The organism is Patescibacteria group bacterium (assembly GCA_035549555.1).
Classification (GTDB): Bacteria; Patescibacteriota; Microgenomatia; order UBA8517; family UBA8517; genus Co84-156.
In genome coordinates, this window is the sequence record DASZQR010000010.1 from 284,825 (window position 1) to 311,628 (window position 26,804).

Here is a 26,804-nt window from a genome sequence, read left to right on the forward strand (position 1 = left end):
CAAATTATGGGGCGAATAAGACAGTTTATTTCAAAAATAAATCCTAAATCAAGAAAATATATTTTGCTCGCTATTGTTGTCGTTATAGTTTTGTTTTTAGGGATAAAAGTTCTCACAGGAAAAAATGCGAAACCAAAAATTGCTGGTGTAAATATTAGCGCCCCACAAAAAGCAGAAAATCTAAATAAAGAATTTGATTTTCCAATTGGCAATACAGCAAGCACATCAAACGGAAATCCTGAAACTGTAAAATTTGTAATTCAAAATGCAGCGCTCAACAATCAAATAGTTATTCAAGGTCAGGAAGCTACAGCAGTAACAGGAAGAACATTTCTAATTGTTACTCTTGCATTAACAAATTCTTTTGACCAGCCAATAAGCATTAATACCAAAGATTATGTCAGACTTTCAGCAAACGGAGATCAAAACACCTGGCTTGCGCCAACTGTCGACAACGATCCCGTTACGGTCCAAGCAATTTCCACAGTTTATTCCAGATTAGGCTTTACAGTTAATACCTCAGATAAGAATTTTGTACTTCAAGTTGGAGAAATTAAAGGAGATAAACAAAAAATCCCTTTAACACTCTAATTTAAATTAATGAAAGTATCTAAAGACTTAATCGAAGAAATAAAAGAAGCCTTGAAATCTGTCCCGGATTACGGATCGATAGAAATCTATGTACAAAAAGGTGAAGTAACTCAAATAACTGTAAGAAATATTAAAAAGACCTCAAATCTCCACATTCATCCAAAAAATTAATTTTTTATTCGTAATCTATCCTTTGTTTAATAATTCGTTCAACCAGGTAAATTTTTTGCAACAACTCTTTATAGTCTTTAGATAAAAGTGCAAATAAGACCTGTTGCCTCAAATTTGGAATTTTTTCCGATTCTTTAAGTATTGTCCAAGCTCGATATAATATATTTAACAAATCTTCATTGTTTGTGTTTCCTTCTTTGTTTATTCTTTCCCCCAGCCTTAGAATTATATATGGGACTTCAGCTATTTCATTTCGTCTCTCCTTATTAATCCTGTACAAAAGAAGATCGCTAAGTCCTCCAAATCCATCAGACTTCTTCGTAAGTCGCTTAACTGGAAATCTATCAGGTCGTGAATCAATATAAATCCACTTTTGTATGGTAAAAGTACTAATATCGCGGCGATTCTTTTGTTTATCAGAAAGAAACTTTTTAATTTTCACCGCGCCCATTTCTGGATGCTCTTTTCTAATCTTTATTACTTTTTCATATATATCAACTTTTTCTGGATCAACTAATCTTAGATTTACATAAGTTTGTTTCAAATTATCAATGATTTGTTGTCTATCTGAAATACAAGTGTATATATTGTTAAATAAATCTAATTGATCTGAAATCGCAGTTAAAGCAATTCCAGTTAAACCGTCAGAAAGTTTATCCTGCCTTCTTTTTTCATAAGTTTTATTACTTCCATTAATATTAAGTGTATTCAACATATCAATAAGAATATCGGCAGATTCATTTCTTGAAGTACTAAATTGGGTAATACAGCCCCCATTTGCTCTCGGATAAATACCCCCATTTTTATCCAGATATCCGGACAAAAAGTCTGATGCATAATCTTTATTTAAAACCCAAGAATAATTAGAAGTGAGAGTATTAGGCCATTCAGATCTACTAAAATCTCCTATTGCCTGTCTAGTTGTAAATTTTAAATGCCAACGTTTAAATTCAAATTCCGGAGTTACTCCAAATATTCCAATTCCGATTGAATTGATTTGTGCAAGAACTTGTTTATTATTTTCTCTTATACCAACAGCATATCCGCGTGTAAACGAACCGCCTGCTAATATTCCTAACATCCACGCTAACTCGTGAGACGGTCTATATAATTCATTTTGTAATTTTTTCTCTCTCTCACTTTTCATCGGTTGATTTTATCAAAAAAATCTAAAACCTTTTTATTTTTATTATAAACAGTGAAAATATGAAATTAGGTATTGACAACTTTTTTCTAATAAATTATATATATCTCATAAGTGAAACTTACAAGCTATGCTTATAGCGTAACTTATAAATAAAGGCTGACCGCAATCGGAGGCTTTTCAACAGGAATTTCTTTTCGTGTTGAGAAGCCTCTTTTTTTGTTTACAAAACGAAAGTTTTGGTTATAACCAAAAAAAGTTTGAGAACGAAGTGCAAATGTTCTCTAGCAGGAAGGGGGTGAAGATGAATGAATATTAAAAAAATTTTTGCTATAGTTTCAACCGCTGCATTAGTTTTTGCATCCGTTACCCCTGCATTTGCTGACACAATCACAATTTCAGGAAATGGTTCAGATTCAAATAATAATGCAAACGTAAGCGTGACTCAAACAACTCAAGTAAGTCAATCCAATTCAGCTACTATCAGCAACAACGTATCATCTTCAGCAAATAGTGGTGACAATAATGCAAGCCACAATACTGGAGGAGATGCAAGTGTTGATACAGGAAACGCAAAGACAAACGTTACAGTCAATAATGCTGTCAACAGCAACGTTGCAAACGTAAGTAATTGCGGATGCTCGACTGGTGACCTTGATGTCAACGTCACAGGAAACGGTGACAAATCACAAAACACTGCAAATACACAAGTTAAAAACCAAACCGAATTGACTCAAACCAATTCAGCAGACGTTAATAACAATGTTAAAAATGTAAGTGCAAACTCAGGTGACAATCACGCAAGTGATAACACAGGAGGATCTGTCAGTGTTTCAACAGGAAATGCTACAACAAACGTTTCAGTTACAACAAATGCAAACCAAAACGTTGCACAAGTTGGAAATGGAGATGGTAGCACAGGTTCAACTGATTCTGTAATAATTTCAGGAAATGGTTCAGATTCACACAATAAAGTAAATCTTGGACTTACTGATTGGGTTGTCCTTGGACAAACCAACTCTGCAAGTGTCGATAACAATGTTTATGCAAAATCAAACACTGGTAAAAACACAGCAGATGATAATACAGGCGGTCAAACCGATCCTTGGGGTGGAGATGTAACAATCGACACCGGTAACGCCGTTACAAACGTTTCAGCTGACACTGCCGTTAATTTTAACGATGCAAATGTTGGATGCGATTGTTTAATGGATGTTACAGCAAAGATTGCAGGCAATGGTGCAAGCGATAAATATAATCATCATACAGATGATACTATCAACGCTGACTTAACAAACGGACAACAGATTGGACAAGCCAATAGTGGAGATACGAACAATGATCTTAATGGAAACTCAAAGTCTGGAGATAATAAAATTAACTCCAACACTGGAGCAACCAGCGATCCATCAGTATCAACTGGAGATTCAAGCAATACAACTGATATAAACAATCAGGGAAATGCTAACTTCTTCGGAACTGACGTAACAACTCTTCCATTCCCTTGGAGTGGTTCAAATACTAATGTCACTTTGACATTCAGTTTGCAAGATTTGTTAAACGCTTTACATTTCAACATGTAAAGTAACTGGAATTGTGGAAATTTCCTCTCCCGCACTTCGGGGAGGAAACCACAAACCAAAATAGATAGAAAGAAAGTTAGATAATGAAAAAAGTAAATAAATTAATATCAGTTTTAATAATCAGCTTAATGCTTTTAATTCAGGCACCTGTAATAACTTTCGCTGATGATATTACCCCTCCTCCGGCCCCAACAGCACCTGCAATTTCTACACCAAATCCATCATCACAAGTAACCCCTCCTCCAGCGCCAACCGCTCCTCCAGTAGCAACTCCTCCGCCTCTTGCAACAATAACACCTGCACCAATGCCGACTGCTCCTGCAGTATCAACGCCTACTCCCAATACACCATCAAATGGAAACACAAATAACAATTCTAATAATAACCAAAATACAAACACACCAACTCCAACAAATGCTCCAGCAAATACTCAAAACACAACTGGTAATACAGGCAATCAAACCGGAAACCAAACATCAAATGCAGGCAGCGGTGCCAATATAAATACCGGTTCAGCTGACAATTCAGCAGCAATTGTTACAAATGCAAATAATAATTCGGCATCATTAGGAGATTCAAGTCCGTCAGCTACTGTTGGAAATACCGATAATGGTTCAGGGTCAACCAATAATTCAAACAGCTCAACTACAACGAATAATGATACAACTCAGAATAATTCAGCAACTGTTGGGAATAATTTAACTCAAAACACAAATACTGGAAATAATTCTGCATCACGAAATACGGGAGGTAATTCTAGTATCACAACAGGAAATGCTAATACTTCAGGAACAGTTATAACTGCGCTAAATTCTAATGTTGACGGAGTAAATGTCAACGAATTTGATGTCAACGGTGATCAAAACGGAGATTTAATTTTAAATCCAGGTTCTGGAACTTGCATCACAGGATGCCAAACAGGGTCTAGTTCATCAACAAATACAGGAAACGGCAGTGATTCAACAAATAATTCCAATAGTTCATCAATAACCAACAATAATACTTTCCAAAACAATGACGCCACAGTCGGCAACACTTTAAATCTTGCAAGCAATTCTGGAAATAATACATCTTCTCGAAATACAGGAGGAGATTCAAATATTTCAACAGGCAATGCAAATGTTGATGCCAATGTTTTGACTTTCGCAAACAATAATCTTGACGGTCAAGTTATATATAACGAAGTCAACATTTATGGAAACTTAAACGGAGATATTGTTCTTCCAGATTCAGCTATTGCTGACTGCGGTTGTGCAGTAGTTAATGCAAATGCATCAAATACAGGAAATGGTGCTGATTCAACTAACAACACAAATAGTTCTAATACAACAAATAATAATTTGGCTCAAACAAATGCAGCAAATATCCAAAACAACCTTAATTACACTGCAAATACCGGAGGAAATAGTACAAACTACAACACAAGTGGAGATTCGTCTGTTCAAACTGGAAGCGCAAGTGTCGATGCACAAACCTTAAACATTGCAAATACAAACGTTGACGGTGGCAATTGGTGGCTTGTCTTGGTAAATAATGCAGGAGAGTGGATTGGCCAAATTATTGGAGGCAACGGAAATACAGCAGGAAGCGCAGGCACTACCTTTACAGCCGATGCAAATGGAAATATTACTGCAACAAATTCAAATAATGGCGCAGACTCAACAAATAATAGTAACGTTTCAAATACAACAAATAACAACGTCACCCAAACAAACAATGCAAACGTAGTTAATAATATTAATTTGTCAGCAAACACCGGAAATAATGATGCAAGTTACAACACAAACGGAAACTCAAATATCTCTACAGGCAATGCAAATATAATTGCTAATCTTGTAAATTTTGTGAACAACAATATAACAGGAGGCGGACATTTAGTAGTAACAGTGGTAAACGTGTTTGGCAGTTGGCTAGGTAACTTTGTCACTCCAGGCCAAACAGACGCTGGAAGCGCCCTGAGTGAAGTCGAAGGGTCAAATAACCAAAATAATAGTTCATCAAACAATTCAAATAATTCCAGCTCTTCAAATAACGATTCAAGTACAACCAACACATCAAACCCAACAGGGACATATGTTTCATCAAATTTAAATAAAACTCAACAAAAAGTATTGGTAGCTTCTCTTACAACAAGCGCAGGTCAAGTTCTTGGAGCAAATACAACATCAAAAGTAGCAAGCCACAAAACAGTTATTAATCTAGCCTGGTTAATAGTTCCAATGTTCGGATTAATTGTAGTCTTTATAATCTCCAAACTAAGAAAATCTCGAGCAAATTTGTAATATAATTAAATAAGACACAATATATACATGAGCACAAAAGAAAATTCGGAATCAATAATTATTTCCCAAGTTGCGCTTGATGCCTTTCAAAAGGCGAAAGAAATTGCTCAAGAAAATAATCGCGAATTAATAGCAACTCTTACGAGAGTTCCCAAATCAGATCTAAGAAGAAAAAAACAACAAATTGAAACAATAGAACAGATTAATAGAACTAAAGAAGATCTCCTAAGTTCACTTACACAACATTTTCCAGATCACAAATCTGAAATATTAAATTCTGTAAATAAACTAACGAATAAAGAAACAGCAGCAAAAATCGCAGGATGGTTTAGTTTAACAACTGATGAAGACCGTAATATTTTTCTGGATTTCCTTTTATAATTTGTAAATTTAAGCTCAAAATAATATAATTTATTCAATGTCCGACAAAATGCAGGAGTTACAACCAAAAGGTCCGCAAGTTTATATACCTGGTCAGTCATTTACCCCAGAGGAAATTCAAGCAAAACAAATGGAACGACAAGAACGCAGTCACAGAGTTGCGTTAGCAGGTCAGCCTAGTGTAAAAATTGATAACCCAATTCAAACCAATCCAATAAAATCTCAAACAGAAAATTACAATTCCAAAATTCATTTTTCCACTGACAACAAAAAAGAATCAGATATTCAGCTTTCCACTCCCATCGTCAGAGAAAATCCATTAAAAGCCTTTTGGAGAAAAATAAAAGGTTAATCATTTCTTGGCAACATTAAAGTAAGTTGGATAATAAAGAAACGCAGCTGGAGCATCTTCTACCAAATATTTCTGAAAATCAAAATAAATAGCTTTTCTTTTAGTTTCATCAGTTTCAAGTCTCCCGTCTTCTAGTAGCTTGTCAATTCTTGGATCTTTTAATTGCGTAATATTTGTAGAAGTTTGCGTTGAATGCCAATTTAAATACTGGTCCGGATCAAGAGGAATATTGGTAATTGCCAAATAAGCTTGGTATTGGCTAGGGTCAGGTACAAATTGCAAAACCTGTACTGTCGTTTGTACTCCAATTTGTTTCCAGTCATTTGCAATTTTATTTGCTAAATCCAACAAGTCAGGAATTGTTGTAAGCGTTATTTTAAGATTTTTCTTCAAACTTGGGTCTATTTTACTTCCATCTATCAAATCTTTCGCATGTGTTATATCAAAATCATAAGGCTTAACGCTGGGGTCATATGCCCAAGAAAAAGGCGATATTGGCCCAAGTGCACGATTATTTTTGTAATCTGACTTGTCAATTGCATAGCTTAATGCCTGCCTTATATCTTTATCAGTTAGCAAACTATCACTATTATTAAAAAATACAGCTACGTATTGCTGTTTATTTATTTGCCCGGAAATGCTTGCAACATTCCATGTGTCAAACGGTTTTGGATTAACAAGATTTGTTAAATCATTAATTTCTCCAAGCTCATAACCAAGCCTTGCGGCGTCAGATGTTGGATAAAACTTAAAAATCTTTTCTTGTTTTTGTTTATTTTCAAGAGAAATAGTATCTACATAATTTCCAGCAAGAGTAAGGTTGACCACTTTCCAATCCCCGGTCCCCAAAAGTCCTGATTTAAAAATTGGTTTTGAAAGAGTAACAGGAAAAGAAGCCAAACCAGTTTTTAATTTAAAAACAACAGTATATTTATCAGGTTTTGAAAGCGTCGCATCAGAAAAATTATAATTAATATCATGGCTTGTAACTTGGCTCCCGTCTTGCCAGTATAAATTCTTATTCAAATTAAATGTCCATGTTTTTCCAGAATCGCTTGCTATAAAACTTTGTGCAATTCCAGATTGTGCTTCTCCAGAAACATCTACAGTTGTTAACCCTACGCTAATCAGGTCAGTAATAGATCTTGGTAAATTATCAGATGTATATTCTCCAACAATGCCAATTTTCTCAACAGCAATTGGCATTCGTGACTCAATAATTCCAAATAAAACAAAACAAACAATTCCAATAATAATTCCAAAAAGAAAAATTAATTTAAATCTGTCGAAAAAAGCAAGTGTAAGCCTTATCCAATATCGCAAAGATTTTGCCATCTAGTGAAGAAGTTGCAAAACTGAAAGCAGTATAAAAAGCCCGGCAAACACAAAAGTTGCTTTAAAAACAAATCCTTCAAGCCCTCGCCTTGAAAAAGCTGTTAAAGAATTTCCCCAAACGCGTCCAAATCCGACTCCTTTTACTTGAAGCAAAATAAGCAAAGTAAGTACAAAAGCGACAAAAATTTGCAGGATTGATAATATGTTTGCCATAGATGAATTATACTAAAATTTTACCCAACTAGCCAGTAGAGTATGCTTCCCACAAATGAAATCAAAAAAGAAAAAACAAGATAAGACAAAGCTCCAGCTGGAAATCCAATACTTGGCAAAACAATAAGTTTCCCTGGATATCCTTTAAAGAAAAATGCCCCAACACTAAATTGGTCTAAAAGTAAATCGGTAATAAACAGAGTAATGGCTCCTGTCAGAAATTTGAAAAAACCAAAAGTTAATAAATTAAACGGTAACAAAAATAAATTGATAATCGGTTTTGCAAGCATTGAAGTAATTGCAAGGCCAATTGCAGCAACTATCAAGTCTTGTAGTCCGTTTGTAAAAGTAAGTCCAGTTGTAATCAAAGTAACTAAATATAGAGCCACAGCTTCAATAATAAACGTACGAAGTATATGTTTCATTATTTAATTATACTCTTGGAAACTTGGTGATGATGTAAACGTCTCGCAAAACGATGAGCTTCGTCTCTTATTCTCTGCATTAATTTTAAAGCTTCTCCTCGTGCAAGTATTTCTTTAAAATCTCCATCATTGTAAAAAACAATTGTTTCAAATTGTTTAGCAAACCCTACAAAGGCAATATTTTTTTCTTCAAGTAAATCATGAACTTTCGAAAGTTGTGGCTTTCCCCCGTCGATAATTATCAAGTCCGGCCTTCCCCAATCTTCAAGATGATTTAGTCGCCTTGTGATTATTTCTCTCATTGAATCAACATCGCTATTTGTTTTTCTTTGGTTTACTTTAAAATGTCTGTAATATTTTTTCTCTACCTCTCCATTTATAAGCACAACCATCGAAGCAGTCGGAAAACTTCCAGCAAGATGTGCAATATCAAAACATTCAATTCGCTCTAAATTATTTAGACCAGGATAATATTTGGAGAGCTGTTTTTTAAGTTCGTCCATTTCTTTTTGTCTTATATCTTCAATCAAATTAGGAGTTGTTAAATATTCTTGTACATCACTTTGTATAATCATCTTGCGAAATGCATTTAATTGGTTAGTTACCTTTTGTGCTTCTTCAAATTTCTCTTCCTTAGCATATTCTTTTATTTCTTTTTCCAAATCTTTTTCTATAAATCCAAGTTTCCCGCTCAAAATATTTTTGACGCCTCGAACATTTCTTAAATATTTTTTGCGAAGTTCTAAATTATTTCCAATTTCAGAAGGGCAAGGATCACAAAGCCCAATTTGTTTGTAAATACAAATCCTCTTCATTGGCTCGTGTGTTGAAAATGGGAATACTCTCCTTATTCTTCGCATAAGTGTGCGTACAGTAATTCCGCTCAAATATGGCCCGAATTCTTCCTTTAGTTTAAATTTTTCTTTATCAGTTTTTCTAAAAATTACAATTCGCGGGTATTTTTCTTTCGTTATTCCAATATAAAGCGGGGATTTATCATCTTTAAGCTCAATGTTATATTTCGGTTGATATTTTTTAACCAAATTCGCTTCAAGAAGAAGTGCTTCCAGCTCGCTATCAACAATAATCCAGGAAACACTATCAGCTGTGGCAACCATTTGGCGGGTCTTTGGAAGTAAATCATTAGAAAAATAAGAGCCGAGGCGATTCTTTAAATTCTTCGCTTTTCCGACATAAATAATTTGCCCGTTACTTTTGAACTGGTAGACTCCCGGATTCTCCGGAATGTTTTTTGGCTTTTGCATCTCTAAATGCTAAATATATCATAAAGACTAATGCAAAAACGACCAAACACATTAAAAGCAAATTAGAAAGTGTCACAAATACTTTATAAGAAGTAAATTCGCTCAAATTATTTCCATTTACCGATAAATCTATTTTTTCTGGAGTTTTCTGGCCCAAAAAGCTGTATGGAATATCAACATTTGTTTCATAATATCCGTAGGGTGGAATTATAGAAATTATATTTTGTTTCGGCTGAAGTTTATTGTCAAAACTTACTCCAAAATCTGCATCGTAAATGGCAACTGGTCCGCTATTTGCCAATTTCACATCAACTATTTCATCACTAAAAGGCAACTGGCTTGTTACAGTTCTTGTAATACTTAATTTACTAATTCTATTCGCCGGCAAACTTCCAAACTGCACATCAACATCTTTCTGCGGATTTGTCCCAAGCTTATAGCTTCCAGCTGGATAGGGTTTTTTGTCATCTTCTCCATGAATTACAAAAGCAAAGTGCCTCAAATCCAATTTATTAAAATAATCTATTCCAGAAGTCGAGCCCCAAGTCGGGTCGACAGGTATCCAAGCTTGAGTTTTGTCATCCCAATATTCAGGCCATGCATGAAGTACATCCGCAACCAAGCTAAGTGGTTGAATCTGGGGATTTTCAGTATATGCATATCCTTCAATTTCTCTTGCAGGAATTCCAGCAGCTCTAGCAAGTGCCACAAAAAGATCCGTAAACTCTGTACAAATTGCTTGTGTAGGATTATTTAAAGCTCCAACAGCTCCCAATCTTTGTACGTTTGGGGCAACTCTCGCATAATCATAAGACAAATGCGTCGTCACATAATTATAAATTGCCTGCGGAGTTTTAAGTTGCTTTGCAAGAGTCTGAATTTTCAGATCATTAACTTGCCATAAATCAGTTGCGCCTAAATCAGAAGTTACTTTTGTATAATCTGGTTTCGGATTAGTTTGTGCGTTTGCAAAAAGCTGCACAGCTCCAGTTGCTTTTACATCAACTTTTTGTTGAGGTTTCAATTCATAAGTTGCAATCCAGTTTCCGTCCGTATCGATATCAATTTTTAAAGGTCTCGGATCAATGCTTACCAAATTTATTTTTTGATAATTCGTATCTGGTGGAAGTGCAATAGTTGTCGTTGCAGTTTGATTAAGTGGGTTTTCAAGATGATAAGTTAAATTAAAAGAAAAAACCTGAAAATTTCCAAATGCAGCAGTAATTGTTGTCTTTAATGATGCATTTTTGTCAAAATTATAAACATTTTGATTTTTGTCGGCTGATTTGTTTGTCGGGTTAGGTGAAATATACGCCAAATTTCCAAAAACATCTGGAACTTTTAAAGTTGTTGAGTATCCATCAAAGCTTGTAGCGTCTCCCAAGCGTGGCGTTGTTATTTCCCAGATTTCTCCATTTTTATTTACAAGAGTTTTATCCTGAAAACTAATAACAAATTCGCGTTTCTGTCCTTGCCCAACAACAGCGTCAGGAAAATCAACTTCAAGGTTTGTTGTTCCGTTTGATTGTGTAATTTTCACTGGCAAGTTTTGTCCAGATTCGCTTGCAACAGGATTTATTGGAGTAATTCCGCTTAAAGATAAAGTATAAGAAGTTGCATAAAAATCAGAAGTTACGTTTTCTAATGTAATATCATGGCTTACAGTTGTAGTTCCGTCAGAAGCAATATCATAAGTAACGTTTGAGTTGGAAATAAACTGGCTAGCCACAAACTATTTTAACTGAAATTAATGAAACTTAGAAGTCTTAATAACTTATAGTATAATAAAGTTTATGGGTGAATACAAAACATGGATGGCTCGGAAATATATCGGACCGGAGTATAAAAGTCACTATGAACCTGACTATATAGCAGAAGCCATGAAAGTCCTGTTACAGAGTCGATACGCCATTGAACAAACAATATTTAGTTACTGTGAAAAATCTCAGAACTTATACAATATTAATCCAATATTTGAAGACGAAGAAGATAAAATAATGTGGAATAAGATTTTATCCGCAAATTTATTACCACAGTTTACAAGTGATCAAGGAAATTTAAATCAAAAGTTTAACCCCCAAGTTATAGAAGAAATATATAAAGAAAACGAATATTACTTCTTTTCAGATTTATGGTTTATGCTCCATAACATTAGATACTCAAAAAATTTGAAATTATTATCAAATGAGACAATTACAGAAAAAGATTTCTCAAAAGGATGGCTAGCATTAATTTCCGAATTTGGAATCTTCAGTACGTTCGGCGGTAAACTTCAAGACATAACAAGGGAAATATTTAAATCAGAAGAAAAAACACAAACTAGAGATCAAATCGAAAAAACAATCCAAATCTGGTTCACTAAAAGTGACTTTGTTGAATCTGAACACGGCATAATCACTTGTCCAGCTACAAGCCATGTTAGAAACTACCTAGCTGTATGTTTATTAACAAACATTTGGTTGGTAAAAGCAGACATATATTCAACAGAATCAAGGATAAATTTACTCGGCAACAGTAATTCTCATCATTTCAGAAAACCAGAAGATATGTACGCAGAATATCATGCAAAAATAAAAAGTTAGTTTATCTAAAGTAAGAAAGCACATCATCTGTTGATGTTTCAAAATCAGCATATTTCACCGGTTTATACCTTTTAGAATCAAGTTTAGATAAAAGGCTGTGAAATATACTAATTTCATATTGATCAAGAAGTACTAAAATTTCAGGAGCAAAACTCAAGTTATCTAAAACTTTCCTACGCATACCATCTTCTTGTTTTCCAACTATCTGCAAACCCCCTTCAAGAAAACTAGATGGTATCCCCTTAGAAGTTAAATAGTCTGACATCCCCCAACTTCGGCCAATTCCATGGTGACAAAGGCACATAACATCTATATTATTTCCTTTCCAATCAAAAGGCTGATACAAATCATCAATTTCTAAGCAAAATTTTTCACAAGATGACATTTTGTCTTTAGTATACTCTCCTATAGTTCTTTTTTCAAAAATTTTCCAGTCCAGGAATTTTTATTATTAGCAATATCTTTCGGAAGTCCCTCAGCAACAATTTTTCCTCCTCCACTTCCGCCTTCTGGCCCAAGATCAATCACCCAATCAGCATTTTTTATAATATCTAAATTGTGTTCTATTACTAAAACTGTATTTCCTCGCGATGCCAGAATCTTAAGTACTGTTAAAAGTTTTTCCAAATCTGCAAAATGAAGCCCTGTTGTCGGCTCATCCAAAACATAAAGCGTTCGCCCAGTTCCTTTTTTAGAAAGTTCGCTTGAAAGTTTTACTCTTTGCGCCTCTCCTCCAGAAAGAGTTGTCGCCGGTTGTCCAAGCTCTACATAATCAAGACCGACGTCCATTAAAGTTTCAATTTTTCGAAGTATTGGTTCATGTGCATTAAAAAATTCTTTTGCTTGTAAAACCGTCATTTCCAATACTTCTGCAATATTTTTTCCTTTATAAGTCACTTCAAGAGTTTGTTGGTTATATCTTTTTCCGTTACACACTTCGCACTTTACCCAAATATCCGGCATAAATTGCATCTCTATTTTTATTTGTCCTTGCCCTTCGCAAGCTTCGCAGCGTCCTCCCTTTGTATTAAATGAAAATCTTCCCTTTTTAAATCCTGCAAGTTTTGCTTCTCGCGTTGCAGCAAAGACATCCCGAATTAAATCAAACATTTTTGTATAAGTTGCAGGATTACTGCGAGGAGTCCGTCCAATTGGCGATTGATCAATCAAAATCACTTTATCGATATTATCAAGTCCCTCAATTCTCTTGAATGCTCCAGGAGATTCTCTGTGATATTTATTAAGCTGTTGAGCGACGGCATGATAAATAGTATCCACAACAAGAGTTGATTTACCCGATCCTGAAACTCCAGTTACAACAACCAATTTTCCAAGAGGTATTCTCACATCAACATTTTTCAAATTAAATTGGCTCGCTCCAATAATTTCAAGACTTCCAGGTTTATTAGCTATAGCCCGCAGGGTTGAAGAAGGGGGAATTTCCGGTCTAATTTTTCTTTTTCCGCTTAAGTATTTTCCAGTTATAGAATTTTTATCTTTTTCTATTTCTTTTACTGTTCCTTTTGCAATTACATTTCCTCCAAATTTTCCAGCTCCGGGGCCAAAATCGACAACATAATCAGACTCCATCATCATATCGCGATCATGCTCAACAACCAAAACTGTGTTCCCAAGTCCTTTTAATCTTTTTAAAGTATTAATAAGTCTTTCGTTATCGCGGGAATGAAGCCCAATTGTCGGCTCATCCAAAACATACAAAACTCCAGTGAGTCCTGATCCAACTTGTGATGCAAGTCTTATTCTTTGAGCTTCTCCTCCAGCAAGAGTGTTTGCAGAGCGCGATAAAGTTAAATAATCTAATCCAACATCTACAAGAAAATGCAATCTTGTTCCAATTTCCCTTATTACAATTTTTCCAATAATTTTCTCTTTTTCAGACAAAACTTTCTCAAGTTCGTCAGTCCATTTTAAAGTTTCATTAATTGGCATCTCGCAGACATCAGCAATTGATTTTTGATCTATTGTTACAGACAAAGCTTCAGGTTTTAATCTTTTTCCTTTACATACAGGGCAAGTAACTTCTCTCATAAATCTTTCAATTGATGAGCGAACTGCGTCGGAATCAGTTGTGTTATATCTTTTTGTAAGTTCGTTATTTATTCCTTCAAATTTTTCAAAAATAAAAGTTTCGCGTCCAAACCTGTTTGTCCCATAAACTTTATATTCCTTTTCTCCCGTTCCTTTCATTAAAAGATCTTTATCTTTTTTCTCCAAATTCTTAGTTGCAGTATGCGTATCAATTCCGTTTTGCTCACAAAAAGTTAATATTAGTCTCGCAGTCCAGGTATCATTATCAAACATATGCCCAAAAGGAAGTATTCCGCCTTCGCTTATTGTTAATTCATCGCTAAAAACTAAACCAGGTTGTACCTCAAGTATTTTCCCCAAGCCTGTACAAGTTGGGCATGCTCCGTGAGGAGTGTTAAATGAAAAAGTGCGGGGTTCTATTTCAGGAATAGAAATATTATCAATCGGGCAGGAAAACTTTTCGCTAAAAAGATGATCTGTCATTTCTGCAGGCGTTTCAGGAATTTCAAATCCTTTGTCGTTTATTTCGCTAACCACAACCAATCCTTCAGAAAGAAGTAAAGCTTTTTGAATAGAGTCAGCAAGTCTATTTCTAAAGTTTTTCTTGAATGCTTCATCCCTAAGTTCTTTTTTGCTCACAGAAATTCTATCAATCACAGCATCAATAGTATGTTTATTGGTTTTAATTAAAACCAAATCCTCTTCCAAATCATGCACTCGTCCGTCAACTCTTGCTCGTCCATATCCTTTTGATTTAAGGTTTTCAAAAAGAGAAATATATTCTCCCTTTTTATCTTTTACAATTGGCGACAAAATTAAAAATCTACTTCTCTCACCTATCAAATTCATTGCTCCATCAACAATTTGATCAAGGCTCATTGAAGAAATTTCTCTCCCGCAAATCGGGCAATGAGGGTGGCCTACGCGAGCAAAAAGAAGCCTCATGTAATCATAAATTTCAGTTACTGTACCAACAGTGCTTCTTGGATTATGTGAAGTTGTTTTTTGGTCAATTGAAATTGCAGGCGAAAGCCCTTCAATAGAATCCACATTAGGCTTCTCCATAACTCCCAAAAACTGCCTTGCATAACTCGAGAGAGATTCAACATAACGCCTTTGCCCTTCAGCATAAATTGTGTCAAAAGCGAAAGAAGATTTGCCAGAGCCAGACACTCCAGTAAGCACAACCAGTTTGTTTTTTGGAATATCCAAATCAACATTCTTCAAGTTATGCTGCCTAGCTCCTCTTACTTTTATATAGTCATTAGAATTGTTTTCCATACAAATTCCCGCTGGTTTCATCCAGTGGTGAGTTTATTATATCACTATTTATATAGAGATATCCCTAATATTACCCCAACAAAAGAAAAAGGAAAGAGGCTATTTATTAATTAACTCCAATAATTTATCAATCAAAGTTTTCTCACTTATATTTTTATTTAAAAAATCCTTAATCATAACAATAATTTTATCTTTATCTCTCGGTTTAGATTCAGAAACTTTTACAGCAATTTCATAAACTTCTTCAGAAGTCGCTTTCATCCATTTATTATTGCCATAAAGTGTGACCAACAAAGTAGTTACAGCCATTCTTTTATTACCATTAACAAATGGATGATTTTTACTTAACAAATAAAACAGAATTGCCAATTTATCATTAAATTCTGGATATAAATCATTTCCAAATGCTTGTTGAAGCGGACTATTTAAACAAGATTCAAGAATACCTGAATATCTCGTAGTAAACTTCGGAATTGGTTCATTAAATGTAAATAATTCTGTACAGAAATTAAAACAAATAGCTTCAAAATCATCAATCTGTACCCAAAACATTTTATGCGCTAGCAAGTTTTACAAAAGTATCTTTATAATCCCTTGCAGCTTTTTTAATCGCCTTTTTAATTAACTTATTTCTTTTAGTATCTTTAGGTTTATTTTTTCCAAATATTCTCATATTATATAATTATAATATCACATCATTCTAATTCCTTAATCTTATCCCTGAGTTTTGCAGCCAGCTCAAAATTCATATCATCCGCTGCAATTTTCATTTCCCTTTTAAGTCTTTTAACTAATTTTCTTTTATCCATCGGTGTTAATGCATCAATATTATTCGAAGCATAAACTGGATCAAGCTCTTCCTCAGCTTCCACATCTTCTTCAACCAATCTTTCTCTAATTGGTTTTTGAATACTTGTTGGCGTAATATTATGTTCTTCATTCCATTTTGTTTGATATTCACGGCGCCGCTTTATCTCATCAAGCGCTTTCTTCATGCTATTTGTCTCTTTATTTGCATACAAAATTACCCGCCCTTTTACATGCCTTGCAGCGCGCCCCATTGTTTGCACCAAGCTTACTTCGCTTCGAAGAAATCCTTCTTTATCTGCGTCCAAAATTGCAACCAATGAAACCTCAGGAAGATCAAGTCCTTCTCGAAGAAGATTTACTCCAATCAGAGCATCATAATCTCCTCGCCTTAAATTATCCAAAATATCAGTCCTTTCCAAAGTTTTAATGTCGCTATGAAGATATTCAGCTTTTATTCCCTGATCAACGAGATAATTTGCGACATCTTCAGCAGTTCGCTTGGTAAGAGTTGTAACCAAGGTTCTCTCGCCCTTTTCAGCATTTTTCTTTATTTCTTCAATTACATCTTTTACTTGTGTTGCAGTTGGTCGAATTTCAACAGTTGGATCAACAATTCCAGTTGGGCGAACAAGCTGTTGAACAATATGGTTCTTAGACATCGAAATTTCCCAATCATCAGGAGTTGCTGAAACTGCAATAAAATTTGGAATTCTTCTCATAAATTCATCAAATTTAAGTGGTCTATTATCTAAAGCTGACGGTAAACGAAATCCATATTCAATTAAAGTTTGTTTTCGAGAAAAATCTCCTGCAAACATTCCACGTATTTGTGGAAAAGTAATATGACTTTCATCCACAACAGTTAGCCAGTCTTTTCCATAAGTGTCATTAAAATAATCAAGCAACGAAAACGGCGCATCTCCTGGGTTTCGTCCATCAAAATATCTTGAATAATTTTCAATTCCTTTTACATAACCAACTTCCCGTATCATTTCCAAATCATAAGTAACTTTTTGCTGAAGTCTGTGTGCTTCAAGTTCTTTCCCTTCTTTTTTCAAATCATTAACTCTTGAAAGCATATCTTTTGCAATTCTTTCATACACATCTTTATTTTGATTCGGGTCCGTTACAAAATGTTTTGAAGGATAAAGAACAAAAAATTTCATCGCCTCATCAATTTTTACTCCAGTTAATGGATCGAATTTCTGTATATTGAACACTTTATAATCCTTGAGTTCTATTTTTACTCCAAAATCTTCGTATGCAGGGTAAACATCAATAATATCTCCGTTTACTCTAAATGTACCTCTGTGAAATCCAAAATCGCTTCTTTCATATTGCAAGTTTGTAAGCCTGTCAATAATTTGTTCTCGGCTTACTTTCATGTCCTTTGAAATTTCCAAAATAAATTTCCCAAATTCTTTTGAAGAACCAATATTATAAATAGACGAAACCGAAGCAACAACAATCACATCATTACGAGTCAAAATATTTGTAGTTGCAGCGAGCCTCAATTTATCAATTAGTTCATTTATTCCAGCATCTTTCTCTATATATGTGTCAGTTGAAGGAATATAAGCTTCTGGCTGGTAATAATCATAATAAGAAACAAAATAAGAAACTGCATTTTCGGGAAAAAAATCACGAAGCTCTTGATAAAGCTGCGCGGCAAGGGTCTTGTTGTGAGAAATCACAAGCGTTGGCCGTTGAGTACGCTCAATAACATTGGCTACTGTAAAAGTTTTGCCTGATCCCGTTACCCCAAGTAAAACTTGGTAAGGATCTTTTTCTTCAATTCCTTTTACTAATTTTTCAACAGCTTGAGGCTGATCTCCCATCAATCCAAATTTAGAATTAAGTTTAAATTTCATATTATAACTATACCACAAACCCAAAGATTAAACGAAGTTACCAACACCAAAAAAGAAAACATGTTTTAGCTTGTGGTGAAACTGTCGGAACAGGCAAAACTGGCATTGGAGTATCTACTACCAAAGTAGGCAAAGGAGTTGACGTAACGGATGTAGACAAGGCACTTTTAACAATTATATTCTTCTTTTGATTAGGCACATTAAAAAAATAACTAAGAACATTACTCGATTGCTCCCAATTAGAATTCTTAGAAACAGCTACCACTTTAACATTGTATTTTGTCCCAATTTTTAAGACATTTAAAGTCACAAGATTAATTTCTCCAGCATTAGATATTTTGTCGGTACTTATACTATTCACCAAAGTCAACCATGAAGAATCATTTTCTTTCCGATATTCAATTTTAAAGTGATCAATATTATCTTTTATTCTTTGAATATTTAAATTATTAACTGTAAAATCAATATTTAAATTATTGTTAGACTTCCTGACATAATTTAAATTAAACGGCAAAAAATAAAACAAACTTGTAGTATCAGCATTAAAACTGCTTGCCACCAGGTCAAGAGTAAAGTTGTTGCTGCTTCCACCATTGATTCTTGGATCAAAGTCGTTAACAAAATCATACAATGTCGTAGTTGCATTGATACTTCTTCCTCCAAAAAGATTGCTTACATTTCCCAGCCCAGATCCGTTCACATCTGCCTTAATCCACTGCATTGCATAGCGACCATTCTCTCCCAATTGCACATTTCCTTTCAATTCCAGTCTTCCATTTCCAATGTCAGTAAAAGGTGTATTTATGTTCATCTGGGGTGTTCCAATTACATTATTAAAAATCAGCACGCGTGCATTAATAGGATCACCTACAAAAAGTTGATTGTTATATACTAAAATTCCTCTTGGTTTATTAAAACCGTATGCAGAAGTAGCTTCCCCTTCATTTGCAGAATTGGAAGTAAAACTTGGTTGGCCAAGAACTAAATCAGCTACACCTCCATTTGTTATTGGAACTGAATTAAAAACAACAATTCTATTGTTAGACTCTTCAGTCACAAAAAGTCTATTATTATCTATATACGCTTGCAGAGGAGCACTAAATTCTGAAGCGCTTGTACCAGAAGATGTAGTTGTAAAATCAGGTTGACCAATCACATAATCAGCTGGCTGATTGTTTTGTGTTGGAAAAGTATTCCAAACCAAAATTCTATTATAATCATGGTCAACAACAAAAAGTTTTCCATTATAAACAAGAATCCCCTCCGGAATGGCAAAATTACTTGCATTAGCACTTGATCCAGTACAATCAGCCAGCCCACCGCTATGCCCTAGTTCTATATCAGCTGGCGTCCCGTTCACTGTTGGTATTGAATTCCAAATCAAAATTCGGCTATGGTTACGGTCGGCAACTAAAAGCTTATTCCCATACACATACACATAATCAGCAATATACATCGTTGAAGCATTGCATGTAGTTGCTGTCGAAGTAAAATCTGCCTGACCAACCACAACATCCGCTGCCTGAAAGTTGTGAGTCGGAAATGTATTCCAAATTAAAACTCGATTATTGCTCTGATCCGCTACAAACAATTGAGTTCCAGTGGAATAAACATTTCCCACATTCACTAAAGTATTTGGGCCGGGTGTATCACAAGCGCAAGCGTTTTTCGAATTACTATTAAAATCAGGTTGACCCAAAACCAAATCCGCCGGAGCGCCATTTGTCGTAGGCATTTTATTCCAAATCAATACTCGTCCATTGCTAAAATCAGAAATTATCAACCTTCCTAAAGGATCTACAAAAATTCCAACTAAACCAGTATTTGTCGGATGTGTCGTATTATCAAAAAATTTATTTGGGCCAAGCCCGCCAGCACTATCTGTAAAATTTGTCTGCCCCAATACCATACTTGCGGGCATATTAGAATAATACGCTTTAACTGTTCGAACGGATAATAAAATCAGAGAAGAAACAATTAATAAAACTACAAGGATCGATTGTCTCATATTTTCATCATATCTTATGACAAGTTGTCAATCAAATCCTTTTCCCTCTTGACAACTTCGGGTTAAATTTGTAAATTGTTATTATTAACTATGGCAGTAATAATTTACAAAAGACAAAGGCAAATTTTAGATTTTATCAAGCAGCATATCGAAACCGAAGGCAGTGCTCCAACTCTTCGCCAGATAGCTGACGCTTTAAATGTCAGTTCACTTGCAACAGTTCACGAACATTTACAAACCCTTGAGGCAAAAGGTTTAATAAAAAGAGAACACGGCAAAACCCGCGCAATAGAATTAATTGACGAGAAATTCAATCCGGAGAAAAAATCAATCACAGTACCAATTTTAGGTTTCATTGCAGCAGGATCTCCCCTTGAACCCTATACTGATCCAAACGCAACCATAGACATTGCACCATCATTTGCAGCAGGTGGAAAAAGAATTTACGTTTTACAAGTGCGAGGTAATTCAATGATCGAAGCTGCAATCGAAGACGGAGATTATGTTGTAGTTCAGGAAACAAACGTTGCAAGAAACGGGCAAATCGTAGTCGCTCTTCTAGAAAATGGCATGGCAACTCTCAAAAGATTTTACAAAGAAGCAACAAGAATAAGATTAGAACCAGCAAATTCCACAATGTCACCAATCTTCGCCAAAGACGTCAAAATTCAAGGCATTTGCGTTGGCGTAATTAGAAAATTTGTAAATTAAATTTCATTCAACACCCCAATTAGCTCTCAAAGTTCTTTTTAAACTTACAAATTCTTGATTTAGTTTAGTTTTATCAAGATTTAATTGATACCGATTTATTAAATAATTACCAACAAGACCAAGAGTAACATTTATCATCTCAATTTCTTCAACTGTAGTAAATCTATCAAAATCCCAAGGATAATCTATAAAATACTGTATAACCTTATTATCTCTTCGATCGGTCAATAATCCAGAATCCTGCAAATTACAAAGCGTAGCCATTAACCCACATATAGTATTTCCCTTACATTTCATCATCGGATAATCAGGATGCCAAACCCCAACTCTTTCATTAGGCAAATCATCCGAAAACAAACCAAACATATACAAACGGTCGACGTAATATTGTGGATCTAAATCATGTTCAAGCATATGTAATTATAAAACAAGCTACTAGTAAAATAAAATCAATTCCATTACAATTTAAAAGTTATGTTCTTTGGAATAGATCTTGCAAAAGTAATTGAAGCAGTTGGATATGTTGGTTTATTCGCCATCATTTTTGCAGAATCTGGTTTATTTTTTGGCTTTTTCCTTCCAGGAGACAGTTTAATTGTCACAGCAGGGCTTCTTGCAACTCAAGGATATTTTAATATTTTAGTTTTGATTCCTCTTCTTGCTTTAGCGGCAGTTCTTGGAGATTCAACAGGATATTGGATGGGAAAAGAATTTGGTAAAAAGTTTTTCAACAAAGGAAAAGAGTCTTTTTTGAGAAACAAAGAACATATCACAACAGCAGAAGAATTTTACAAAAAGAATGGTACCAAAACAATTATTCTAGCAAGGTTCTTGCCTTATGTTAGAACTTTTGCTCCAATTGTTGCAGGCATTGGAGAAATGGAATACAGCAAGTTTCTTACTTTTAATATAGCAGGAGGAGTCACATGGTCAACTTTAATGCTTCTAATAGGATATTTCCTTGGTAAAGTTATTCCAAACGTAGATAAATATTTAATTCCATTAATTATTTTAATAGTTATAGTTTCCTTTATGCCCTCAGCATATGAGCATAGAAAAAAAATATTAGCTCAAGTTAAAAAATATATCCCCAAAAATTAATTGTTATCTAAAAGTTACTTCGGAAGTACTCCCATTTGTTTCATATCAGATTCAATTGCAGAAAGGCGATTATATTTAACAACGCGTTCTCCGCGGGCAGGAGCTCCGCTTTTTATATAATCAGCTCCAACTCCAACAGCAAAATCAGCAAGGAATGTATCAGTAGTTTCTCCAGATCGATGAGATACAATTACTTTCCATCCTGCATCTCGAGCTTTTTTAACAACCTCCAAAGTTTCAGTCACAGTTCCAATTTGATTTGGCTTAACTAAAATTGTATTGCAAGCTTTTTGTGCAATTGCTTTATCAATTCTTTTTGGATTAGTTACTAAAAGATCATCACCGACAATAGACATTTGAGGATCAAGAGTTTGAAGTAATTTATTCCATCCAGTCCAAGCATCTTCATAAAGAGGGTCTTCAAGCACTTCAAGGTGGTATGTAAAATTAAGTTCCTTAAAATAATCAATCATCGCAAGTTCATCAAGCGGCCCTGATTTATCTCTGATTGAATAACGGCCATTTTTGTAAATAGAGTTTGCAGCAACATCTAATCCCAAAAATACATCAGACCCCAAAACATACGAAGTTTCGCGAATCGATTCAACTAAGATTTCAAGTGCATCAGCATTTGTAAAAAGATTTGGCGCATATCCTCCTTCGTCTCCAACGCTATGAATTGCCCCGCGTCTCGCCAGGTTCTCTCCGATACTCAAATAAATTTCCACACCCATCTCAAGACCCTGAGAAAAACTTTTGGAAGAAGCAGGAATTACAAAAAATTCCTGAAAATCCAAATTTCCTGCTCCATGAAGTCCTCCATTAATCATATTAAAAAGTGGTGTTGGAATTTTTTTATGAACTGGAATTTGTCTTTGTTCTGAGACATCCCAAAAATACTTAAAAAGCGGTTCTTTTTTATCAAGAGCCGCAGCTTTAGCTACAACTTCGGAAATAGATAAAATACTATTTGCCCCAAGTTTTTCTTTATTTTCTGTCCCGTCCAATGCCATCATTTTTTTATCAATTTCTTCCTGTTGGTTTGGATCCATTCCAATAATTGCAGGGCCAAGTATATTAGTTACATTTTCAACAGCCTTCAATACTCCCTTTCCTTTATATCGCTTTGGGTCTCCGTCTCGAAGTTCATGTGCTTCATATGTTCCAGTTGAAATTCCAGATGGAACTGATGAAATCGCAACAATTCCATTATCAAGAAGACAATAAGCTTCAACTGTAGGATTTGCTCTGGAATCTAAAATTTCTCTAGCCCAAATTTTTTGCACTTTTGCCATTTATTTTCCTATCTTCCTTTCTGTTTCATAAATTACATTTCTCACTCGGTCAATTGCATCAGGGTTAATTGAAACGCTAGTTATTCCCATTTTTACAAGCTCTTCAACCAAATCGTCATAAGTACTTGGAGCCTGTCCGCAAATAGACGCAGTCACGCCGTATTTATGGCAAGTTTTTATAATGCGTCTTAATGCCCAAAGAAGCGCTGGTGATCTTTCATCAAATTCGCTTGCGACCTCACTATTGTCTCGATCTGTTCCAAGTAAAAGCATTGATAAATCATTACTTCCAATAGAGACCCCATCAATTCCCACTTTTATAAAATCTTCAAGTAAAATTACATTCACCGGAAGTTCGCACATCATCCAAAATTTAAAATCTCCTGTTCTAAATAATTCTTCAGATGCAACTAGTCTTCGAACTCTTGCAAGTTCCTGAGGGCTTCTCACAAATGGAATCATGATATGTAAATTCTTGTGTTTACTTCGTACCTTTTTAATAGCATTAAGTTCAAGATTAAATACTTCAGGGTCTGATACGTATCTAAATGCTCCTCTAAATCCCATCAACGGGTTTGGCTCAACTGGTTCCCAATTCGCTCCGCCTTTAAGTTGGCGATATTCGTTTGTTTTAAAATCAGTTGCACGGTAAACGACCGGTCGATCTCCAAATGCCTTACAAAATACTTCCAAATTATCAGCAAGCTTATTTATAAAATCATTTTGCTTTTTGTCTTTAATAGCTTGCTTCGGATGCACTCCAATATTTGCAATCATAAACTCAGCTCGAAGAAGGCCTATTCCGTCTACGTTTCGCTTTGCAATTTCTTTTACTCGATCAGGCTCAGCCAAATTTACATAAACATGTGTTGCAGTCTTAGTATTACGAGTTTTACGGTACTGCGTTTCCATTGCTTCCGCTTTAACTTCAGTTTTTACTTTTGCTCCTAAATAAATCATCCCAGCTTTGCCATCAACAGTCACAACAAAATCATCTTTAAGTTTTTTGGTAGCTTCTTTTGTACCAACAACGCAAGGAACTCCAAGCTCTCGGGAAACTATCGCAGCGTGTGAAGTTTCTCCACCTTCATCAGTAATAATTGCTGCAGCTTTTTTCATTGCAGGAACATAATCCGGAGAAGTCATTTTAGCTACAAGCACATCACCTTGATGCACCTTATCAATTTCTTTCGGAGATTTCAGAACTCGTACTGGCCCAGTTCCAACTCCGGGAGATGCGGGAATTCCCGTAAGTATTGGTGTTTGTGCTGTTTCTACATCGGATTCGCCCATTTTAGTTTTTGCTTTTGGTTTTGCATCAAGCGTTGTGATTGGACGAGTCTGTACTATATATATCCCGCCGTCTTTATCCCGAGCCCATTCAACATCTTGAGGATAATAATAATGTTCCTGAAGTCTGTTCCCAATTTTTGCAATTTCGACTACTTCTTCATCAGTAATTTTCTGATTCTCTCTTTGTTTTTTAGGAACTTCAACTTCTTTTGTAATTCCATTTACTTTAATTAATTGTATTGATTGATCAGAAACTTCTTTTGAAAGAATTGAGAAAGTTCCTTTTTGGACAACATAATGATCTGGAATAACAGATCCCTGAACAATCATTTCGCCTAATCCCCAAACTGTATCAACCACAATTCTTTCTTTATCGTTTTTAACCGGGTCAACTGTAAACATAACTCCAGAAACTTCGCTCTCAACCATTTTTTGGATAATGACGCAGATTCCCACCTTTTCTGTTGGAATTTTATTATTAGCTCTATAAAAAATTGCGCGCGCTGTAAAAAGCGAAGCCCAGCATTCGCGAATCGAGTTCAATAAATTTGATTCACCTTTAATATTTAAAAATGTAGCTTGTTGTCCTGCAAAGCTCATTCCCGGCAAATCTTCAGCAGTTGCACTGGAGCGAACAGCAACTTGTGCCTTCTTAAATATTCCCGAAAGTTTCCGATAAGATTTTATTGTTTCTTTTCCAACAGCATCAGGGACTTTAGCTTTCAAAAGTTTATTTTGAATCGCGCTTGCAGCTTTCTCAAGCTGGTCAGCATTATTTACATCAAGAGTTTTTATTATTCCGTTAATCTCAGGTCTTAAATTATTTTCATCCAAAAACAAATTATATGAAGCAACAGTTACAGCAAATCCGTTTGGAACAGGAAACTTTGCCTGCGTCATTTCGCCTAGGTTTGCACCCTTTCCGCCTACTTGGGAAGTCATTGTTTTATCAATATCTTTAAACTGAAGTATTAGTTTATCGTTGGCAGCCATATTCCATTATTCCATTTTCTTCTTAAAATAGTCAACCCAAGGAATTGGGCTGGGATCGATTCCATGAATCATTGCGATATAGAAACTTATATAACTTCCAAGCGCAAGTAACTCAAAAACTTCTTCAAGTTTATGTTTAGATTGCATTTTATAAATATCAAATCCATATCCGTTTTGTTTTACCACGTCTTGTGTAATTGAATATCTCTTTTGTATTCGTTCAAAATAATTATTACTTTCAAAAAAAACAAAATGTAAAATTTCCTTTGCCTTTGCTGGATATTTTAGTCCTTCCATCAAATGGTGATTTAATTCTGAAATTTCAAAATGCATACTAAAATTTTTAGAATTTTCATTCAGTTGATTTTTAAAAGCATGGGTCGAGCCAACTAAATGTTCACTGGAAATTAAAACAGGAATTTTATTTGCCAATTTATCTGCAAGTTTTTTTGCAATATTGTTTTCTGTATGACTGCGTACTCCAAATTCTTTTACAAACTTTTCTGTAATTTCAATTGCGTTTAAAATTTCATCATCTTCAATATCAATAAATTTAAGTTTGCTTAAAATCGCCAAAATACTTGAAATCGAATAACCCAAACCCATTCTTGGTTGTCCGCTCGGATTATTTGCTGGATCAATTTTATAAAAGGGTAGTTTATGTTCTTCTAAGATTTCAAGAAGTTTACCGCCAGTTTCAATTCCAAAGATCTTGGCATTTTTATTTACGCCGTCTGCAGCACATGAAATTGTTTCCTCAGTGTTTCCCGAATAACTGGACAAAATTACAAGCGTTTTATTATTTACATAAGAAGGTAAGTGATAATTTGTAACAACTTCAACTGGTACTCTCAAATTTTTAAATTCCAAATAATGGACAATGCGTCCTCCTAAAGCCGACCCTCCCATTCCAGCAACCACAATATTTTGGCAGTCTCCGTATTCCTGCGGTAATTCTACTTTTTGTATTTCATTCCAGGCATCCTGAATTTGTTCCGGCAAATGTTCTATTGAAGATAAAATATTTCCCTTATCAAGTTGAGAAATTTTTGGCAGGTCATCAAGCAT

24 protein-coding genes are annotated in these 26,804 nt (G+C 34.9%); 9 read left to right on the forward strand and 15 right to left on the reverse strand.

Annotated elements, in window-relative coordinates; translation table 11 throughout:
• Positions 1-6 precede the first annotated feature (6 nt).
• Entirely contained in the window at positions 7-591 is a 585-nt protein-coding gene (locus tag VG895_02335) for a hypothetical protein (protein ID HWA51864.1), read from the forward strand.
• Between the two features lie 9 nt (positions 592-600).
• Entirely contained in the window at positions 601-762 is a 162-nt protein-coding gene (locus VG895_02340) for a DUF2292 domain-containing protein (protein HWA51865.1), read from the forward strand.
• Between the two features lie 4 nt (positions 763-766).
• Here the strand turns inward: VG895_02340 and VG895_02345 are convergent, their stop codons facing one another.
• Positions 767-1,909: a hypothetical protein gene (locus tag VG895_02345; GenBank protein ID HWA51866.1), complete on the reverse strand. Its 1,143-nt coding sequence runs from the start codon at positions 1,907-1,909 to the stop codon at positions 767-769.
• A gap of 305 nt (positions 1,910-2,214) precedes the next feature.
• On the opposite strand from VG895_02345, the gene VG895_02350 reads away from it, so the two are divergent.
• The 4 genes from VG895_02350 to VG895_02365 all read left to right on the forward strand — a co-directional run bounded on the left by VG895_02350 (position 2,215) and on the right by VG895_02365 (position 6,504).
• On the forward strand, positions 2,215-3,489 hold the full coding sequence (locus VG895_02350) for a hypothetical protein (protein ID HWA51867.1): 1,275 nt from the start codon (positions 2,215-2,217) through the stop codon (positions 3,487-3,489).
• An 83-nt stretch (positions 3,490-3,572) separates the two neighbouring features.
• A complete protein-coding gene (locus VG895_02355) occupies positions 3,573-5,771 on the forward strand; it encodes a hypothetical protein (protein ID HWA51868.1) in 2,199 nt (732 codons plus the stop codon).
• A 27-nt stretch (positions 5,772-5,798) separates the two neighbouring features.
• A complete protein-coding gene (locus VG895_02360; GenBank protein ID HWA51869.1) occupies positions 5,799-6,152 on the forward strand; it encodes a hypothetical protein in 354 nt (117 codons plus the stop codon).
• A gap of 37 nt (positions 6,153-6,189) precedes the next feature.
• Positions 6,190-6,504: a hypothetical protein gene (locus tag VG895_02365; protein HWA51870.1), complete on the forward strand. Its 315-nt coding sequence runs from the start codon at positions 6,190-6,192 to the stop codon at positions 6,502-6,504.
• On the opposite strand, the gene VG895_02370 is transcribed toward VG895_02365, so the two are convergent.
• The 5 genes from VG895_02370 to VG895_02390 are packed head-to-tail and all read right to left on the reverse strand — an operon-like array spanning position 6,505 to position 11,471.
• Positions 6,505-7,839, reverse strand: a complete 1,335-nt coding sequence (locus tag VG895_02370) for an ABC transporter substrate-binding protein (protein ID HWA51871.1) — start codon at positions 7,837-7,839, stop codon at positions 6,505-6,507. It lies immediately after the preceding gene.
• Positions 7,840-8,052 carry a preprotein translocase subunit SecG gene (secG, locus tag VG895_02375; protein ID HWA51872.1) on the reverse strand — a complete coding sequence of 71 codons (213 nt, stop codon included), beginning with the start codon at positions 8,050-8,052 and terminating at the stop codon, positions 7,840-7,842.
• Positions 8,053-8,072: 20 nt separating this feature from the next.
• Complete coding sequence (locus VG895_02380) at positions 8,073-8,477, reverse strand: phage holin family protein (GenBank protein ID HWA51873.1); 405 nt, start codon at positions 8,475-8,477, stop codon at positions 8,073-8,075.
• Entirely contained in the window at positions 8,477-9,742 is a 1,266-nt protein-coding gene (locus tag VG895_02385) for a GIY-YIG nuclease family protein (GenBank protein ID HWA51874.1), read from the reverse strand. The genes VG895_02380 and VG895_02385 overlap by 1 nt, the downstream gene beginning before the upstream one ends.
• On the reverse strand, positions 9,687-11,471 hold the full coding sequence (locus tag VG895_02390) for a transglutaminase-like domain-containing protein (GenBank protein HWA51875.1): 1,785 nt from the start codon (positions 11,469-11,471) through the stop codon (positions 9,687-9,689). The genes VG895_02385 and VG895_02390 overlap by 56 nt, the downstream gene beginning before the upstream one ends.
• A 64-nt stretch (positions 11,472-11,535) precedes the next feature.
• Between VG895_02390 and VG895_02395 the strand changes: the two genes are divergently transcribed.
• A complete protein-coding gene (locus VG895_02395; GenBank protein ID HWA51876.1) occupies positions 11,536-12,324 on the forward strand; it encodes a hypothetical protein in 789 nt (262 codons plus the stop codon).
• Position 12,325: 1 nt separating this feature from the next.
• On the opposite strand, the gene VG895_02400 is transcribed toward VG895_02395, so the two are convergent.
• The 5 genes from VG895_02400 to VG895_02420 all read right to left on the reverse strand — a co-directional run bounded on the left by VG895_02400 (position 12,326) and on the right by VG895_02420 (position 20,343).
• The gene (locus VG895_02400) at positions 12,326-12,709 is read right to left on the reverse strand and encodes a hypothetical protein (protein ID HWA51877.1); all 384 of its coding nucleotides are present in this window, start codon (positions 12,707-12,709) and stop codon (positions 12,326-12,328) included.
• 20 nt (positions 12,710-12,729) lie between these two features.
• A complete protein-coding gene (uvrA, locus tag VG895_02405; GenBank protein ID HWA51878.1) occupies positions 12,730-15,675 on the reverse strand; it encodes an excinuclease ABC subunit UvrA in 2,946 nt (981 codons plus the stop codon).
• A 78-nt stretch (positions 15,676-15,753) separates the two neighbouring features.
• Positions 15,754-16,206 (reverse strand): type II toxin-antitoxin system death-on-curing family toxin, encoded by a 453-nt coding sequence (locus VG895_02410; protein HWA51879.1) that lies wholly within the window; start codon positions 16,204-16,206, stop codon positions 15,754-15,756.
• A gap of 143 nt (positions 16,207-16,349) precedes the next feature.
• Positions 16,350-18,335, reverse strand: a complete 1,986-nt coding sequence (gene uvrB, locus VG895_02415; GenBank protein ID HWA51880.1) for an excinuclease ABC subunit UvrB — start codon at positions 18,333-18,335, stop codon at positions 16,350-16,352.
• Positions 18,336-18,372: 37 nt separating this feature from the next.
• A complete protein-coding gene (locus VG895_02420; GenBank protein HWA51881.1) occupies positions 18,373-20,343 on the reverse strand; it encodes a fibronectin type III domain-containing protein in 1,971 nt (656 codons plus the stop codon).
• Between the two features lie 90 nt (positions 20,344-20,433).
• Here VG895_02420 and lexA point away from each other — a divergent pair, with 90 nt between their 5' ends.
• Positions 20,434-21,054 carry a transcriptional repressor LexA gene (gene lexA, locus VG895_02425; GenBank protein ID HWA51882.1) on the forward strand — a complete coding sequence of 207 codons (621 nt, stop codon included), beginning with the start codon at positions 20,434-20,436 and terminating at the stop codon, positions 21,052-21,054.
• A gap of 3 nt (positions 21,055-21,057) precedes the next feature.
• Here the strand turns inward: lexA and VG895_02430 are convergent, their stop codons facing one another.
• Positions 21,058-21,468 (reverse strand): hypothetical protein, encoded by a 411-nt coding sequence (locus tag VG895_02430; GenBank protein HWA51883.1) that lies wholly within the window; start codon positions 21,466-21,468, stop codon positions 21,058-21,060.
• 60 nt (positions 21,469-21,528) lie between these two features.
• Between VG895_02430 and VG895_02435 the strand changes: the two genes are divergently transcribed.
• Positions 21,529-22,155: a DedA family protein gene (locus VG895_02435; protein ID HWA51884.1), complete on the forward strand. Its 627-nt coding sequence runs from the start codon at positions 21,529-21,531 to the stop codon at positions 22,153-22,155.
• A 14-nt stretch (positions 22,156-22,169) separates the two neighbouring features.
• Here VG895_02435 and eno read toward each other — a convergent pair whose 3' ends face one another.
• From eno to VG895_02450, 3 genes are read right to left on the reverse strand one after another with little or no spacing between them, the layout of a single operon-like run.
• Positions 22,170-23,450 carry a phosphopyruvate hydratase gene (gene eno / locus VG895_02440; protein ID HWA51885.1) on the reverse strand — a complete coding sequence of 427 codons (1,281 nt, stop codon included), beginning with the start codon at positions 23,448-23,450 and terminating at the stop codon, positions 22,170-22,172.
• Complete coding sequence (ppsA, locus tag VG895_02445) at positions 23,451-25,736, reverse strand: phosphoenolpyruvate synthase (GenBank protein ID HWA51886.1); 2,286 nt, start codon at positions 25,734-25,736, stop codon at positions 23,451-23,453.
• A gap of 6 nt (positions 25,737-25,742) precedes the next feature.
• Positions 25,743-26,804, reverse strand: coding sequence for a bifunctional phosphoglucose/phosphomannose isomerase (locus VG895_02450; GenBank protein ID HWA51887.1), 1,062 nt, complete (start codon positions 26,802-26,804; stop codon positions 25,743-25,745).

Excerpts from the sequence above, each read along its gene's own strand:
- uvrA (HWA51878.1), bottom strand. The coding sequence starts at position 15,675 with ATGAAACCAGCGGGAATTTGTATGGAAAACAATTCTAATGACTATATA.
- VG895_02340 (HWA51865.1), top strand. The coding sequence starts at position 601 with ATGAAAGTATCTAAAGACTTAATCGAAGAAATAAAAGAAGCCTTGAAA.
- VG895_02355 (HWA51868.1), top strand. The coding sequence starts at position 3,573 with ATGAAAAAAGTAAATAAATTAATATCAGTTTTAATAATCAGCTTAATG.
- VG895_02335 (HWA51864.1), top strand. The coding sequence starts at position 7 with ATGGGGCGAATAAGACAGTTTATTTCAAAAATAAATCCTAAATCAAGA.
- lexA (HWA51882.1), top strand. The coding sequence starts at position 20,434 with ATGGCAGTAATAATTTACAAAAGACAAAGGCAAATTTTAGATTTTATC.
- VG895_02450 (HWA51887.1), bottom strand. The coding sequence starts at position 26,804 with ATGCTTGATGACCTGCCAAAAATTTCTCAACTTGATAAGGGAAATATT.
- VG895_02380 (HWA51873.1), bottom strand. The coding sequence starts at position 8,477 with ATGAAACATATACTTCGTACGTTTATTATTGAAGCTGTGGCTCTATAT.
- VG895_02345 (HWA51866.1), bottom strand. The coding sequence starts at position 1,909 with ATGAAAAGTGAGAGAGAGAAAAAATTACAAAATGAATTATATAGACCG.
- VG895_02365 (HWA51870.1), top strand. The coding sequence starts at position 6,190 with ATGTCCGACAAAATGCAGGAGTTACAACCAAAAGGTCCGCAAGTTTAT.
- VG895_02400 (HWA51877.1), bottom strand. The coding sequence starts at position 12,709 with ATGTCATCTTGTGAAAAATTTTGCTTAGAAATTGATGATTTGTATCAG.
- VG895_02350 (HWA51867.1), top strand. The coding sequence starts at position 2,215 with ATGAATATTAAAAAAATTTTTGCTATAGTTTCAACCGCTGCATTAGTT.
- VG895_02420 (HWA51881.1), bottom strand. The coding sequence starts at position 20,343 with ATGAGACAATCGATCCTTGTAGTTTTATTAATTGTTTCTTCTCTGATT.
- VG895_02360 (HWA51869.1), top strand. The coding sequence starts at position 5,799 with ATGAGCACAAAAGAAAATTCGGAATCAATAATTATTTCCCAAGTTGCG.
- VG895_02395 (HWA51876.1), top strand. The coding sequence starts at position 11,536 with ATGGGTGAATACAAAACATGGATGGCTCGGAAATATATCGGACCGGAG.
- VG895_02430 (HWA51883.1), bottom strand. The coding sequence starts at position 21,468 with ATGCTTGAACATGATTTAGATCCACAATATTACGTCGACCGTTTGTAT.
- eno (HWA51885.1), bottom strand. The coding sequence starts at position 23,450 with ATGGCAAAAGTGCAAAAAATTTGGGCTAGAGAAATTTTAGATTCCAGA.
- ppsA (HWA51886.1), bottom strand. The coding sequence starts at position 25,736 with ATGGCTGCCAACGATAAACTAATACTTCAGTTTAAAGATATTGATAAA.
- VG895_02385 (HWA51874.1), bottom strand. The coding sequence starts at position 9,742 with ATGCAAAAGCCAAAAAACATTCCGGAGAATCCGGGAGTCTACCAGTTC.
- VG895_02435 (HWA51884.1), top strand. The coding sequence starts at position 21,529 with ATGTTCTTTGGAATAGATCTTGCAAAAGTAATTGAAGCAGTTGGATAT.
- secG (HWA51872.1), bottom strand. The coding sequence starts at position 8,052 with ATGGCAAACATATTATCAATCCTGCAAATTTTTGTCGCTTTTGTACTT.
- VG895_02370 (HWA51871.1), bottom strand. The coding sequence starts at position 7,839 with ATGGCAAAATCTTTGCGATATTGGATAAGGCTTACACTTGCTTTTTTC.
- uvrB (HWA51880.1), bottom strand. The coding sequence starts at position 18,335 with ATGAAATTTAAACTTAATTCTAAATTTGGATTGATGGGAGATCAGCCT.
- VG895_02410 (HWA51879.1), bottom strand. The coding sequence starts at position 16,206 with ATGTTTTGGGTACAGATTGATGATTTTGAAGCTATTTGTTTTAATTTC.